Origin of the sequence: Roseateles sp. 22389, assembly GCF_052044995.1 — a bacterium.
GTDB lineage: Bacteria > Pseudomonadota > Gammaproteobacteria > Burkholderiales > Burkholderiaceae_C > Roseateles.
In genome coordinates this window covers 90,168-103,799 of record NZ_JBQEOF010000005.1, presented here as the reverse complement: position 1 = coordinate 103,799, position 13,632 = coordinate 90,168, and the positions used below count along the sequence as shown (strand labels likewise).

14 protein-coding genes are annotated in these 13,632 nt (G+C 65.8%); 11 read left to right on the top strand and 3 right to left on the bottom strand.

The features are described from left to right. Nucleotides 1-10 precede the first annotated feature (10 nt). From ACTJKJ_RS08955 to ACTJKJ_RS08945, 3 genes are all read right to left on the bottom strand, one after another. Nucleotides 11-577, bottom strand: coding sequence for a Uma2 family endonuclease (locus tag ACTJKJ_RS08955; protein ID WP_183483819.1), 567 nt, complete (start codon nt 575-577; stop codon nt 11-13). A 151-nt stretch (nt 578-728) separates the two neighbouring features. Further along, complete coding sequence (locus ACTJKJ_RS08950; protein ID WP_091730271.1) at nt 729-2,234, bottom strand: sensor histidine kinase; 1,506 nt, start codon at nt 2,232-2,234, stop codon at nt 729-731. 53 nt (nt 2,235-2,287) lie between these two features. After that, on the bottom strand, nt 2,288-2,959 hold the full coding sequence (locus ACTJKJ_RS08945; RefSeq protein ID WP_091730277.1) for a response regulator: 672 nt from the start codon (nt 2,957-2,959) through the stop codon (nt 2,288-2,290). Nucleotides 2,960-3,271: 312 nt separating this feature from the next. Between ACTJKJ_RS08945 and recA the strand changes: the two genes are divergently transcribed. From recA to ACTJKJ_RS08890, 11 genes are all read left to right on the top strand, one after another. Then, nucleotides 3,272-4,315, top strand: coding sequence for a recombinase RecA (gene recA / locus ACTJKJ_RS08940; RefSeq protein ID WP_091730281.1), 1,044 nt, complete (start codon nt 3,272-3,274; stop codon nt 4,313-4,315). 78 nt (nt 4,316-4,393) lie between these two features. After that, the gene (locus ACTJKJ_RS08935) at nt 4,394-4,936 is read left to right on the top strand and encodes a regulatory protein RecX (RefSeq protein ID WP_440820219.1); all 543 of its coding nucleotides are present in this window, start codon (nt 4,394-4,396) and stop codon (nt 4,934-4,936) included. Nucleotides 4,937-5,336: 400 nt separating this feature from the next. Continuing rightward, a complete protein-coding gene (sucC, locus tag ACTJKJ_RS08930) occupies nt 5,337-6,497 on the top strand; it encodes an ADP-forming succinate--CoA ligase subunit beta (RefSeq protein ID WP_091730289.1) in 1,161 nt (386 codons plus the stop codon). A gap of 27 nt (nt 6,498-6,524) precedes the next feature. Next, entirely contained in the window at nt 6,525-7,418 is an 894-nt protein-coding gene (gene sucD / locus ACTJKJ_RS08925; protein ID WP_091730292.1) for a succinate--CoA ligase subunit alpha, read from the top strand. A 194-nt stretch (nt 7,419-7,612) separates the two neighbouring features. Continuing rightward, nucleotides 7,613-8,344: a TerC family protein gene (locus ACTJKJ_RS08920; RefSeq protein ID WP_091730296.1), complete on the top strand. Its 732-nt coding sequence runs from the start codon at nt 7,613-7,615 to the stop codon at nt 8,342-8,344. Between the two features lie 132 nt (nt 8,345-8,476). Then, nucleotides 8,477-9,433, top strand: a complete 957-nt coding sequence (locus ACTJKJ_RS08915) for a serine/threonine-protein kinase (RefSeq protein ID WP_440820218.1) — start codon at nt 8,477-8,479, stop codon at nt 9,431-9,433. Next, complete coding sequence (locus tag ACTJKJ_RS08910; protein ID WP_297381071.1) at nt 9,430-10,224, top strand: Stp1/IreP family PP2C-type Ser/Thr phosphatase; 795 nt, start codon at nt 9,430-9,432, stop codon at nt 10,222-10,224. Before ACTJKJ_RS08915 ends, ACTJKJ_RS08910 begins: the two co-directional genes overlap by 4 nt. Before the next feature lie 39 nt (nt 10,225-10,263). Next, nucleotides 10,264-10,920, top strand: coding sequence for an FHA domain-containing protein (locus ACTJKJ_RS08905; RefSeq protein WP_091730306.1), 657 nt, complete (start codon nt 10,264-10,266; stop codon nt 10,918-10,920). 227 nt (nt 10,921-11,147) lie between these two features. After that, nucleotides 11,148-11,930 carry an MBL fold metallo-hydrolase gene (locus tag ACTJKJ_RS08900; RefSeq protein WP_147240525.1) on the top strand — a complete coding sequence of 261 codons (783 nt, stop codon included), beginning with the start codon at nt 11,148-11,150 and terminating at the stop codon, nt 11,928-11,930. A 267-nt stretch (nt 11,931-12,197) separates the two neighbouring features. Further along, the gene (locus tag ACTJKJ_RS08895; protein WP_440820217.1) at nt 12,198-12,620 is read left to right on the top strand and encodes a pilin; all 423 of its coding nucleotides are present in this window, start codon (nt 12,198-12,200) and stop codon (nt 12,618-12,620) included. 207 nt (nt 12,621-12,827) lie between these two features. Beyond that, a complete protein-coding gene (locus tag ACTJKJ_RS08890) occupies nt 12,828-13,616 on the top strand; it encodes a TfpX/TfpZ family type IV pilin accessory protein (protein WP_440820216.1) in 789 nt (262 codons plus the stop codon). Nucleotides 13,617-13,632: the final 16 nt, after the last annotated feature.

The following is a 13,632-nucleotide window of genomic DNA, read 5'->3' as shown; positions in this document are numbered from 1 at the left end:
CCGGCGGCCATCAGGCGGCCGCTTCCAGGTCGGCGAAGATGACGTCGCCCGGCAGGGCGAGATCGATCGAGGCCAGGTACACCACCTCGCCGCCGGCGTAGCGGGTCACCTGCCAGGAGCCGTCGATGGCCAGGCGGTGGACTTCCGTCGCGCGCTGCTCCCAGTCGACGACCAGGTACTCGCGCAGCGCGGCCAGCCGGCGGTAGCGCGCGAACTTCCGGGTCCTGTCGTCACGGGCGGAACTCCGGGAAAGCACCTCGACGATCAGCGGGCAGGCTTCCATGCCGCGCGGGCGCTTGTCCTTGTCGCAATACACCATCACGTCGGGGACCAGGCAGTTGCCGTCGTCGCACCGCACCTCCAGCGACAGGATGGCCCGGCAGGGCGCGCCGTGGAGATGCTGGCGCATCGCGACATAGAGATTGCAGGCCACGATCTGATGGCCCTCGCTCGCGCTTTCCATGACGACCGGCTGGCCATCGATCAATTCATATCGGCTGCCATCGCCAGAGTCCCAGGCCAGGAAATCGTCGCTCGTCATCTGCATCGTCGTTGCCGCCGGAAGTCGGTATGCCATCGGAGTCACCTGCGCTTCAGTAGGAAGGAGGCGGTGATTCTTCGAAAGCCCGGAAGGGTTGTCGCTAGCTCGAACTGAGGCGGGATCGCTCGCCGGCTCCAGGTTCAGGGCACCGAATGACGGATGGGTGGAGGATGCGTCGCCGCCGGGTTCAACGTTCGCCCTGGGCAAGCGGATGGGCGGCGAAGCGCACCGTGAACCGCGCGCCAGGGCCCACACCTTCCGCCTCCGCCTGACGGCGTGCCCGCGTGTCGTCGACCGCGATCTCCGCGTCGTGCTGCTGGACGATCTCGCGCACGATCGCCAGGCCCAGCCCCGAGCCGTCGACATTGGTGCCCAGCGCGCGGTAGAACGGCTGGAAGACCTGCTCGCGCTCCGCCTCCGCGATGCCCGGCCCCGAGTCCTCCACCTGCAGCACGCAGACCTGGCCGAACGGATCCTCGACCACCCGCACGGTCACCGTCCCTCCACTGGGGGTGTACAGCAAGGCGTTGTCCACCAGATTGCGGATCAGCTCGCGGATCAGCAGGGGATGGCCGTGGATGCGCAGGCCCGCCTGGCTGGCCTCCGGCCCCTCATAACCGAGGTCCAGCCGCTTCTCCATCGCGCGCGGCACGAAGTCGCGCACCGTCTCGATCGCCAGCACCGCCAGGTTCACCTCGCTGCGGCGCGCGGCGTGCTCCTGGTCCTCGGCGCGGGCCATCGCCAGCAGCTGGTTCACCATGTGGGCCGCTCGCTGGCTGGAGACCGCGATCTGCTTGAGCGAACGCCGCAGCTCCGACGGCGAGCTGCGACCCTCGTCGATCTCGCGCTGGGCGAGCTCGGCCTGCGTCCGCAGCCCCGCCAGCGGCGTCTTGAGCTGATGCGCGGCGTCGGCCAGGAAGTGCTTCTGCGCGCGGATCGATTGATCGAGCCGCTCGAGCAGGTCGTTGATCGCCTGCACCAGCGGGGCCACCTCGTCGGGGATGCGCTGCTCGTCGATGGGGCTCAGGTCGGAGCTGTCCCGCGAGCGGATGCGGCGCTGCAGGTCGTTGAGCGGCGCGATGCCGCGCGCCAGCGCCAGCCACACCAGCAGCACCGCCAGCGGCAGGATCACGAACTGCGGCAGGATCACGCCTTTGATGATCTCGTTGGTCAGCCGCGAGCGCTTGCCCAGCGTCTCCGCGACCTGGACCAGCATCATCTTGTCGCCACCGGCCATCCCCTCCGGCACCACCCACAGGTAGGACACCCGCACCGCCTCGTTGTTGACCTCGTCGAAACGGCGGTTGACCTCCCACGGCACGATGGGCGGTTCGACTTCGGGCACCGGCAACTGGGCGTCGCCGCTTAGCAATTCGCCGCGCAGGCCCAGCACCTGGTAGTAGACCGTGTCGGACTCGTCCGCCCGGAGCAGCGCCGCGGCCTCTGGGGCCAGCGCGTAGCGCGACCGCCCACGTCGCGTGGAGGCGTCGCCGGGCCCCGGCTCCGTTGCGACCTGCAGGCCGAGCGTGCGCGCCATCTCGTCGAGCTCGCGGTCGTAGGGCTTGTTCGCGATGCCCTGCGCCACCAGCCACGTCAGCGCGACGCTGATCGGCCAGATGACCAGCAGCGGGGCAAGCATCCAGTCCAGGATCTCGCCGAACAGCGAGCGATGGCCGGACGATTCACCCGCCATGCCGCGCGTCCTCGATCAAGCGTGCGCCCAGGGGCTCCGGGACGCCCCGCGCCTCAGCCCGGAATCTTTTCAAGGCAGTAGCCGAGCCCGCGCACCGTCGCGATGCGGATCGGCCCCTGCTCGATCTTCTTGCGCAGCCGATGGATGTAGACCTCGATCGCGTTGTTGCTGACTTCTTCGCCCCACTCGCACAGGCGCTCGACCAACTGGTCCTTGCTGACCAGCCGTCCCGCGCGCTGCAGCAGCACCTCGAGCAGCGACAGCTCCCGCGCCGACAGTTCCACCATCTGATCGTTGATGTAAGCGACGCGGCCGGTGGCGTCGAACGTCAACGGGCCATGGCGGATCACGCTGGAGGCGGTGCCCAGGCCGCGGCGCGTCAACGCGCGCACACGCGCCTCGAGTTCCTGCAGCGAGAAGGGCTTGGCCATGTAGTCGTCGGCGCCAAGGTCCAGGCCCTTGACGCGTTCCTCGATGCTGTCCGCCGCGGTCAGGATCAGCACCGGCACGGACGATCCGCGCGCCCGCAGCCGACGCAGCACTTCCAGCCCATGCAGCTTCGGTAATCCCAGGTCGAGGATCAGCAGGTCGAACTCATGCGAGGCCAGCGCGGCGTCGGCCTCGCTGCCGCTGCCGACCTGGTCGACGGCGCAACCCGAGGCTCGCAACGAGCGCAGCAGGCCATCGGCCAGGACCTGGTCGTCTTCGGCGATCAAGATGCGCATGTGTCGTCCCCTCTGGTTATGGAGACATTCTAGGGAGCGGTCCGGGGCGCTTCCCTAGGCGTTTCCGAGCCGTCCTCAGGTCGATGAGCGGGGCACCAGTCAGGTGGGCGACAGCTTGGGAGGCGGCTCTTCCCCCTCTTTGGCGAAAACGGGGGGAGTTGTGCGGCTGGCTCATCCTGTGAGCCACCTGCGGCCTAACATCCCGCCATCGACAGCGCCGAAGCCGCACCGACGGGCGGCACGGGTCGACAAAGTACTGTACAGATATACAGATTGCGCCATAATCCGCCGCAGCCAACAGGAGAAGATTGCATGGACGCCCCCGTGAAGAACGCCAACACCGAAAAAGCCAAGGCCCTGCAGGCCGCCCTCGCCCAGATCGAAAAGCAGTTCGGCAAGGGCTCGATCATGCGGCTGGCCGAAGGCGAGAAGATCGAGGACATCCAGGTCGTCTCCACCGGCTCGCTGGGCCTGGACATCGCGCTGGGCGTCGGTGGCCTGCCCCGCGGCCGCGTGATCGAGATCTACGGTCCGGAATCGTCCGGCAAGACCACGCTGACGCTGCAGGTCATCGCCCAGATGCAGAAGCTGGACGGCGTGTGCGCCTTCATCGACGCCGAGCATGCCCTGGACGTGCAGTACGCGCAGAAGCTGGGCGTCAACCTGCAGGAGCTGCTGATCAGCCAGCCCGACACCGGCGAACAGGCGCTGGAGATCGTGGACTCGCTGGTGCGTTCGGGTTCGGTGGACCTGATCATCGTGGACTCGGTCGCCGCGCTGACGCCGAAGGCCGAGCTTGAAGGCGAGATGGGCGACGCGCTGCCTGGCCTGCAGGCCCGCCTGATGAGCCAGGCGCTGCGCAAGCTGACCGCCACCATCAAGAAGACCAACTGCACCGTCATCTTCATCAACCAGATCCGGATGAAGATCGGCGTGATGTTCGGTTCGCCCGAAACGACCACCGGCGGCAATGCGCTGAAGTTCTACGCCTCGGTGCGCCTGGACATCCGTCGCATCGGCTCGATCAAGAAGGGCGAGGAAGTCATCGGCTCCGAGACCAAGGTCAAGGTCGTGAAGAACAAGGTGGCGCCCCCGTTCAAGACGGCGGAGTTCGACATCCTCTACGGCGAGGGCATCAGCCGCGAGGGCGAGATCATCGACATGGGCGTGACCGCGAAGATCGTCGACAAGTCGGGGGCCTGGTACGCCTACAGCGGCGAGAAGATCGGTCAGGGCAAGGACAACGCGCGCGAGTTCCTGCGCGAGAACCCCGACCTGGCGGTCGAGATCGAGAACAAGATCCGCGAATCGCTGGGTATCCCCCTGCTGGGCGCCGCGCCTGGCGACGCCGAGTAAGCACCGGGCGACGGCATGACTCCGTCCGGATGCCGGCGGGGCTCGGCCTCGCAGCCGCTGTCGCTCAAGGCCAGAGCCGTGGCCCTGCTCGCGCAGCGTGAGCACAGCGCGATGGAGCTGCGCCGCAAGCTGCTGCGCATTGCTCGTGATCGACAAGCTGCGCTGATCGAGGCCGCCGCCGGCGAGGGCAATCTCTCTTCGAGCCCAGGGCCGGGGGCCGGGCGTTCCGAGGCCGAGGATCCAGACGGCTCCGAAGCCCAGGCGGTCACGCTGACCCAGGAAGTGGACGCGGTCCTCGACTGGCTCAAGGCGAACGGCTATCTCGACGAATCGCGATTCGTCGAGTCGCGCATCCACGCGCGCTCCCAGCGCTTCGGACAGCGCCGCATCGAGCAGGAGCTCGCCCAGCATGGGTTGGCGCTCGACGCGGAGCAGCGATCGGCGCTGGCGGCTGGAGAGCTGGACCGCGCTTGTGAGTTGCTGCGTCGCAAGTTCGGCGAAGGAGCGCCGGTGGACGCGTCGGCGGAGGCCAAACGGCTGCGCTTCCTGATGGGGCGAGGCTTTGGATCCGAACTCGCCCGCAAGGCGGTGCGCCGCGTCGCCGCCGGCCCTGACGCTTGAAGCGGTGACAGGCGCCGAAACCGCCTGAAACTTCGTGCGTCACGAGCACCTTTCGAGCCGCTGACAAGCCCACGCCAGTGCGCGGCACAACCGCGCCAAGGGCTTGATGCAACGCAGCATGCTACATTTTCGGCTTCGCAAACCAGCCCGCCGGCGTTCGTCCGCGGGCGTGTTTTTGCGTGTTTGCATCGGTTTATGTCTTTCACCGCCTCCCCCGAGCGCCATCCGCCGCAACGTCGCCGAACCGTCGACGCGAGGTCCTATGGCCGCGACGACGGGATCCTTGTCGCGGAGGCCCGGCTGAATCCGGCGCTGCAAACCCCATCTCAACGCCGGCATCGCGGAGCGTCCGCGGCATCGGCGGCCTCTTCCTGATTCATCCATCAAGCGAGACCTCCCTATGAAGATTCACGAGTACCAGGGCAAGGAAATCCTGCGCCAGTTCGGCGTGCCGGTGCCGCGCGGCATTCCCGCGTTCACGGTGCAAGAAGCGGTCGAAGCCGCGCAGAAGCTGGGCGGCCCGGTCTGGGTGGTCAAGGCGCAGATCCACGCCGGCGGTCGCGGCAAGGGCGGCGGCGTCAAGCTGGGCAAGAGCCTGGACGACGTGAAGGCGCTGTCCGAGCAGATCCTGGGCATGCAGCTGGTCACGCACCAGACCGGCCCGGCCGGCCAGAAGGTCCGCCGCCTGTACATCGAGGAAGGCGCGGACATCAAGAATGAGCTGTATGTCTCGCTGGTGACCGACCGCGGCACCCAGAAGGTGGCCTTCATCGCGTCGAGCGAGGGTGGCATGGACATCGAGGAAGTCGCCCACTCGACCCCCGAGAAGATCATCACCGAGTACATCGACCCGCTGACCGGCATCACCGCGGAGCAGTCGAAGAAGATCGCCGCGGCCATCGGCCTGACCGGCGCTTCGGTGGACCAGGCCGTCGACCTGTTCGCCAAGCTCTACAAGTGCTACATGGACACCGACGCGTCGCTGGTGGAAATCAACCCGCTGAACTGCGACTCCAAGGGCAACCTGATCGCGCTGGACGCCAAGTTCAACTTCGACGCCAACGCGCTGTTCCGTCATCCGGAAATCGTCGCCTACCGCGATCTGGACGAAGAGGATCCGGCTGAGATCGAAGCCTCCAAGTTCGACCTGGCCTACATCTCGCTGGACGGCAACATCGGTTGCCTGGTGAACGGCGCCGGCCTGGCCATGGCCACGATGGACACCATCAAGCTGTTCGGCGGCGAGCCGGCCAACTTCCTGGACGTCGGCGGCGGCGCCACCGCCGAAAAGGTCACCGAGGCCTTCAAGATCATGCTGAAGAACCCCGAGGTGAAGGGCATCCTCGTCAACATCTTCGGCGGCATCATGAAGTGCGACACCATCGCCGAAGGCGTGATCACCGCCTGCAAGGCCGTCAACCTGAATGTGCCGCTGGTCGTCCGCATGAAGGGCACCAACGAGGAGCTGGGCAAGAAGATGCTGGCCGAGTCCGGCCTGCCCATCATCGCCGCCGACACCATGGCCGAAGCCGCGACCAAGATCGTCGCCGCCGTCAAGTAAGCCGCAGACCCAGCCAAGGAATACGACATGAGCATCTACATCAACAAGGACACCAAGGTCATCACCCAGGGCATCACGGGCAAGACCGGTCAGTTCCACACCCTGGGCTGCCAGGCCTACGCCAACGGCAAGAACGCGTTCGTCGCCGGCGTGAACCCGAAGAAGGCGGGCGAGAAGTTCTCGGACATCCCCATCTACGGCACCGTGAAGGAAGCCGCCGCCCAGACCGGCGCGACCGTGTCGGTGATCTACGTGCCGCCCGCGGGCGCCGCCGCCGCGATCTGGGAAGCCGTCGAGGCTGACCTGGACCTGGCGATCTGCATCACGGAAGGCATCCCCGTCCGCGACATGCTGGAAGTGCGCAACAAGATGAAGGCCAAGGAACTGGCTGGCGGCAAGAAGACGCTGCTGCTGGGCCCGAACTGCCCCGGCCTGATCACGCCCGACGAGATCAAGATCGGCATCATGCCCGGCCACATCCACCGCAAGGGCCGCATCGGCGTGGTCTCGCGCTCCGGCACGCTGACCTATGAAGCGGTCGCGCAGCTGACCGAGATCGGCCTGGGCCAGTCCTCGGCCGTCGGCATCGGTGGCGACCCGATCAACGGCCTGAAGCACATCGACGTGATGAAGGCCTTCAACGACGACCCCGACACCGACGCCGTGATCATGATCGGCGAGATCGGCGGCCCGGATGAGGCGGAAGCCGCGCGCTGGTGCAAGGCCAACATGAAGAAGCCGGTCGTCGGCTTCATCGCCGGCGTCACCGCCCCTCCCGGAAAGCGCATGGGCCACGCCGGCGCGCTGATCTCGGGCGGCGCCGACACGGCCGATGCCAAGCTGGCCATCATGGAAGAGTGCGGCTTCACCGTGACCCGCAACCCGTCTGAAATGGGCAAGCTGCTGAAGGGCCTGCTGTAAGCAGCAGGAAAAACCTGATGAGGAAGATCGTTGGTGCGTAATTTCACGCACTGCGATCCCAGGGGTAGGGCGGGGACAATCCGCGCGCACCCCCTGAACCAAGGAAGGGGCCCAGTGGGCCCCTTCTCTCGTTCATCCCTCCAACGCTTTAGACTGGGCCCTCGTTGCGCGAGGCCCGGCGCGGGTTCCCCTCCATGGACATGTTCACCAGCCCCGAGTTCTGGCTCGCCGTCGGCCAGATCATCCTGATCGACATCCTGCTGGGTGGCGACAACGCCGTCGTCATCGCGCTTGCCTGCCGCAAGCTGCCGCCCAACCTTCGCACGAAGGGCATCATGTGGGGCACCGCCGGCGCGATCGTGCTGCGCGTCGTGCTGATCTTTTTCGCGCTCACGCTGCTCAAGCTGCCGTTCCTGAAGCTGGTCGGCGGCGCGCTGCTGCTGTGGATCGGCATCAAGCTGCTGATGCCGGAAGCGGAGGATGACCACTCGAAGATGGAAGCGAGTGACAAGCTCTGGGGCGCGGTGAAGACCGTCATCATCGCGGACTTCGTGATGAGCCTGGACAACGTCATCGCGATCGCCGGTGCCGCGGAAGGCGCGGGCTCCCATCACCAGATGCCGCTGGTGATCTTCGGTCTGCTGGTCTCGATCCCCATCATCGTCTGGGGCAGCCAGCTGGTGATCAAGCTGATGGACAAGTTCCCCATCGTGATCACGCTGGGCGCGATGCTCCTGGGCTGGATCGCCGGCACGATGCTGGTCACCGATCCGGCGCTGAACAGCTGGGTGCCGATGCAACCGGGCGACAAGCCCGGGACCACGGAAGTGCTGCCGCAGGTCTATTACGCGCTGGGCGTGGGTGGCGCACTGTTCGTGCTGATCGTCGGCAAGCTGCTGGCTGCGCGCAAGCCGGCCGAAGCCTGACGAAATGCCCGCCATGCCATGAGCGCCTCCGGCTTCCTGAAGCGATTGCTGGGCCGGGGCGCGTCCGACGAGGACGGGCATGGCGCACCTGACACCCTGCCGACGACGCAGCCGATGCCGCGCGCGGCAGGCGTGGCGCTCGACGACTACGAGATCGGCGAGGAACTCGGTCGCGGGGCGATGGCGGTGGTCAACCGTGCGATCGACCGGCGCAGCGGCGCAACGGTCGCGATCAAGCGGCTGGCCTTGCAGCGCGAATTCGCGCCCGAGGACCTGATCGACGTCCGCGACCGCTTCATGCGGGAAGCCAGCGCGGCGCGGCACCTGGATCACCCCGACATCCTTCGCGTCCTGGACGCCGGCGAATGCGCCGGCGACACCTGGATCGCGATGGAGTACGTCGTCGGGCAGGATCTCAGCCACCACACGCGAGCGGGGCAGCTGCTGCCCCTGCGGGAGGTGCTGCTGCTCGGCGCCCGGCTGGCGCGGGCTTTGTCTTACGCCCATGGACACGGCGTCGTGCACCGCGACATCAAGCCGGCGAACGTGATGCTGGAGCGCGAGTCCGGCAGCGTGAAGATCATGGACTTCGGCATCGCGCGCGTCGCCGACGGCAGCCGCACGCGGACCGGCCTGGTGCTGGGCACGCCGTCCTACATGTCGCCGGAACAGCTGGCCGGCCTGCAGGTGGACGGGCGCAGCGACTTGTATTCGCTGGGTGCGATGCTGTTCCAGCTGCTGACCGGCCATCTGCCCCACCAGTCCGAGTCGATGGCCACGCTGATGCATCAGATCACCAACCAGCCGGCGCCCGACATCCGGCGCCTGCGTCCGGAGATCCCGGAATCGCTGGCGCTGATCGTCGCTCTCGCGCTGGAGAAACGCCCCGAGCTGCGCTACCAGCGCGGTGACCTGATGGCGCAGGATCTGGAGGCGGTGTTGAGCCAGATTCCGGTCGAATTGGCCAATAGCACGGGCGCCACACCCCCCCCGCCAGCGGGACAGGCATTCGAGCGAACTTTGCGGCTACAGTCCCAGGGCGCAGTGCACAATCCCCTTCCCCCAGCCGATCCCGCCAGCAAGACATGACCCTGGAGTTCTTCAGCGCCACCGACACCGGACGCGTGCGCGACAACAATGAAGACTCGGTCGCCCTGGAGCCGGGCGTCGGGCTGGCGGTCCTCGCCGACGGCATGGGGGGCTACAACGCCGGGGAAGTCGCCAGCCAGATGCTGACGACCTTCATCAAGTCGGAACTGGGGCGCTGGCTGGCCGAGAGCGGGCAGCATGCGACCGACATCGATGTGCGGCGTGCGATGGACATCTGCGTCGACAACGCCAACCGGGCGATCTTCAATGCCGCCAACACGAATCCGCGCTACGCCGGCATGGGCACGACGCTGGTTCTGGCAGTCTTCAGAGAACAGAGTCTGCTGCTTGGACACGTCGGTGACTCGCGCGCCTACCGCTTGCGGGAAGGGCAACTCGTTCAGTTGACGCGTGACCATTCGTTGCTGCAGGAACAGATCGATGCAGGCCTACTGACGCCTGAGGAAGCCGTCTTCAGCAGCAACAAGAATCTGGTGACGCGGGCCGTGGGTGTCGAGGACACGGTGATGCTGGAAGTCCATCAACACGAGCTGCTGCCGGGTGACCAGATCCTGCTGTGCAGCGATGGGTTGTCCGACATGGTCGATGACGTCAGCGTGGCACAGGTGTTGCAAAGCCACGAAGACCTGCCCGAGGCGGCGCAGGCGCTGGTGGACGCGGCCAATGACATGGGCGGCAAGGATAATATTGCGATCGTTCTGGTTCGCGCGGAAAGTCGCACCAAGCCATGGGCGTGGTGGCCATTCAGTCGTAACAATGGGCGCCGTTGAGGCGGCCCGCTACAAATAAGACAGGACTCGAGGTCAAGCATGGGCAAGCTGGTGGTGTCGCTCGACGGCGTGGTGATCAAGGAAGTGCAGGTCACCAAGGACAAGACCACGCTCGGCCGTCGGCCGTACAACGACATCGTCATCGACAACCTGGCGGTCAGCGGCGAGCACGCCGTGCTGCAGATGGTTGGCGCGGATGTCTTCATCGAGGATCTGAACTCGACCAACGGCACGTACATCAACGGCAAGGCGATCAAGAAGCAGCTGCTCTCGCACAGCGACGTGATCGAAGTCGGGAAGTACAAGATCAAGTATCTGGTCGAGGACAACGCCGACTACGAGAAGACGATGATCCTGCGCCCGGGCACGGCCCCGAGCAGCGGTTTTGGATTGCCGTCCTCGTTCGGTGGCCTGGGCCCGGCGCCGGTGTCGACCGCGCCCGCCGCCATCAAGGTGCTCAACGGGCCGGCAGCCGGCCGTGAGGTCACGCTGACCAAGGTGGTCACGACGGTCGGCAAGCCCGGCGTGCAGGTGGCGTCGATCACCAAGCGGCCCAGCGGTTATGTCTTCGCGCACGTCGAGGGGGGCGCCAGACCGGTGGTCAACGGCGCGCCTCTGACCGCCGAGTCGGTCCCGCTGAAAAACGGAGACGTGATCGAGTTGGCCGGCACGCAGATGCAATTCGTGCAGGTCTGACGCGTCAAAGGGGCTCGCGAGCCCCTTTTTCACGTGCGTTTCGGCCAAATCAGGCGTTGGATCGCCGCCAATCCTGTATCCAGATGATTCAGCACTGTCGGTCGATGACTGACACGCGTGCAGGTTTTCACGGCACACCGGCGGCGTCGCGTAAGCGACGGCAATAAGTCCCCGATTCGCGGATTCGGCGCTTAGCGCCGCGCAAGGCTGCCTCTACAGTCCCCGGCATGAAGATTCGCGTGCTCGGTTGCGCCGGCGCCCTGGCGGCCGGCTACAGGACCACCTCCTTCCTGCTGGACGACGATGTGCTCATCGACGCCGGCAGCGGCGTGGCCGAGCTCACTGTGGAGGCGATGGCCAAGGTCGACCATATCCTGGTCACGCATTCGCATCTCGACCACGTCCTGGCGATCGGCCTGCTGGCTGACACCGTCCAACGCCGACGCGCCCAGGCAGGCCGCCCGCCGGTGAAGGTCCATGCGCTTCGAGAAACGCTGGAAGCCCTCCGGGCCCACGTATTCAACGGCGTCATCTGGCCGGACTTCACCCGTTTGCCGTCAACGGATCGGCCCGCGTTGACCTTCCATGAGTTCGCCGTGGGCGATCGGTTGGATCTCGGCGATGGTCGCCGCATCGAGGTGCTGAGCGCTGCGCATACGGTTCCCGCGGTGGGTTTTGCCGTGGATGGCGGAGCGCTTGGTCACTGGGTCTTCACCGGAGACACCGGCCCGAATCCGGCGCTCTGGCAGCGGCTGTCGGAGATCAAGGTCGCGCATCTGGTCATCGAATGCGCGTTTGGCGACGACGAATGCGGGCTCGCCGGCATCAGCAAGCACCTATGCCCGACAACATTGCGGGATGAACTGGCGAAGCTAGACGGTTCGATTGATGTACACATCACCCACATCAAACCCGGTGAACGGGAGGCGGTGATGGAGGCAGTCATGGCGCTTCGTACGACGCATCGCTTGTCTGCCCTGGAGAACTTCCAGGAGTTCACACTGGCCTAACGTTCGCTGCCGCCACACTTGCCGCCCGCACCGATCTTCGCTGCGGGCGGCTTTGTTTCGGGTGGTCCCGTACCTTGGCCGACAAACTTTGGCAGCACCTCGGCGACTGACAAATCGTGGCAGGGTGGCTGACAAAAATGGTCACTTGAAGTCAGGCCGCGGCCGACAGGCTGTGAAGTGGGTCACGGAACGGAGAAGGAAAGCGGCTGGCACGGCCCCTGCGTTCATGGGGGTCGTCTCTACCCCTAATCTCTCTTTGGAGTGTTTATGAAGCGCGTTCAACAAGGTTTCACCCTGATCGAACTGATGATCGTCGTGGCGATCATCGGCATTCTGGCTGCCGTGGCTCTGCCGGCTTATCGTGACTACATCATTAAGGCGAAGGCTTCGGAGCTGTATGCAGCAGCAGGTCAGCCGAAGGCCAACATCCAAGAATGGGTGTCGGTCAAGGGTGTCATGCCCGGCACGAACGATATCGCCATCCCTGCGGCGACTTCCGGCTCTGTGGTTGGCGGCACGACCTGGGATGGCAGCAAGATCACCGTGACCGCGAGCGCTGTTGAAGCCGCTCTGTCGGGCAAGACCGTGATCGTCAATGCGGCCCCGCTGGCTGCTGGAGCCGAAACTGTCGTCTGGACCTGCAGCGGCGGTACCGTCGACAAGAAGTATCTGCCCGCCAGCTGCAAGTAATCCAGCCCGGTAGACTGTGGAGGGCGCCTCGAGCGCCTTGAGGAAGGAGCCTTCGGGCTCCTTTCGCCGTTTGGAGGCGAGCGTTCGACCGGGACCGTCTCGCCGGACGGTCGCGTTACCATCCTGCCGCCGCCAGTACGCCCGTCTCGCAGAGGTACACGAGCACCTGACGGTCACGCCCTCTGCCTCCGCCTCTTGGATCTGCCCATGCCTACGTCGTCGACGCCACCCTATGACGCCCGCCTCGCATGGCGCCAACGTGTCCGCGCCAGTGCCATCCACATGGTCAGTTGCATCACAGTGGCGATGATTGTCGCAGCGTTGGTATTGTTAATCTGGTACCCGTGGCCCTATCGAGTGATCTCCGGCGGCGAGCAACTGCTCTTCCTTGTGATGGGAGTCGACATCATCATGGGGCCATTGATCACGCTGGCGATCTTCGATCTTCGCAAGCCGATGCAAGTGCTCAAACGAGACCTCGCGGTCATCGTCGCCCTGCAATTGGCCGCGCTTTTTTACGGCCTACATACGGTTTACATCGCGCGCCCGGTCGCGCTGGCGCTCGAGGGGACGCGTTTCCGAGTCACCACTGCGGTGCAGGTCGTGAGCGAAGAGTTGCCGCGCGCGCCGGAAGGTTTGCGGTCCTTGCCGCTGGACGGGCCGCGGTTGGTGGCGACGGTCGAACCCTCAGCGGAGGAACGCGGCGACGCAATTTTCATGGCGATGGCCGGGGCGGACCTGGGTGCCCGGCCGTTGTTCTGGCGGGCCTGGGGTGCAGACGCCCGCCGCGAGACCCTGAAGGCGGGCAAGCCAATTGGTCCGATGCTGACGTCGCTGGCAGACCGCTCCGATGTGGACGCGGCGATCGCGCGCACGGGCCGCTCTGCGGATCAGTTGTTAGCGATCCCGGTGATCGCGCGCCGCTTGGACTGGTCGGTGCTGATCGACAAGACAACAGGCGATCCGGTCGGATTCGCGCCGATCGACGCATTCTGAAGCTCCGTTCCATCGC

Bases quoted from the DNA above. Each gene is read 5' to 3' on its own strand.
- ACTJKJ_RS08895 (WP_440820217.1), top strand. From the start codon at position 12,198: ATGAAGCGCGTTCAACAAGGTTTCACCCTGATCGAACTGATGATCGTC.
- ACTJKJ_RS08920 (WP_091730296.1), top strand. From the start codon at position 7,613: ATGGACATGTTCACCAGCCCCGAGTTCTGGCTCGCCGTCGGCCAGATC.
- sucD (WP_091730292.1), top strand. From the start codon at position 6,525: ATGAGCATCTACATCAACAAGGACACCAAGGTCATCACCCAGGGCATC.
- ACTJKJ_RS08950 (WP_091730271.1), bottom strand. From the start codon at position 2,234: ATGGCGGGTGAATCGTCCGGCCATCGCTCGCTGTTCGGCGAGATCCTG.
- ACTJKJ_RS08900 (WP_147240525.1), top strand. From the start codon at position 11,148: ATGAAGATTCGCGTGCTCGGTTGCGCCGGCGCCCTGGCGGCCGGCTAC.
- ACTJKJ_RS08945 (WP_091730277.1), bottom strand. From the start codon at position 2,959: ATGCGCATCTTGATCGCCGAAGACGACCAGGTCCTGGCCGATGGCCTG.
- recA (WP_091730281.1), top strand. From the start codon at position 3,272: ATGGACGCCCCCGTGAAGAACGCCAACACCGAAAAAGCCAAGGCCCTG.
- ACTJKJ_RS08890 (WP_440820216.1), top strand. From the start codon at position 12,828: ATGCCTACGTCGTCGACGCCACCCTATGACGCCCGCCTCGCATGGCGC.
- sucC (WP_091730289.1), top strand. From the start codon at position 5,337: ATGAAGATTCACGAGTACCAGGGCAAGGAAATCCTGCGCCAGTTCGGC.
- ACTJKJ_RS08905 (WP_091730306.1), top strand. From the start codon at position 10,264: ATGGGCAAGCTGGTGGTGTCGCTCGACGGCGTGGTGATCAAGGAAGTG.
- ACTJKJ_RS08955 (WP_183483819.1), bottom strand. From the start codon at position 577: ATGGCATACCGACTTCCGGCGGCAACGACGATGCAGATGACGAGCGAC.
- ACTJKJ_RS08910 (WP_297381071.1), top strand. From the start codon at position 9,430: ATGACCCTGGAGTTCTTCAGCGCCACCGACACCGGACGCGTGCGCGAC.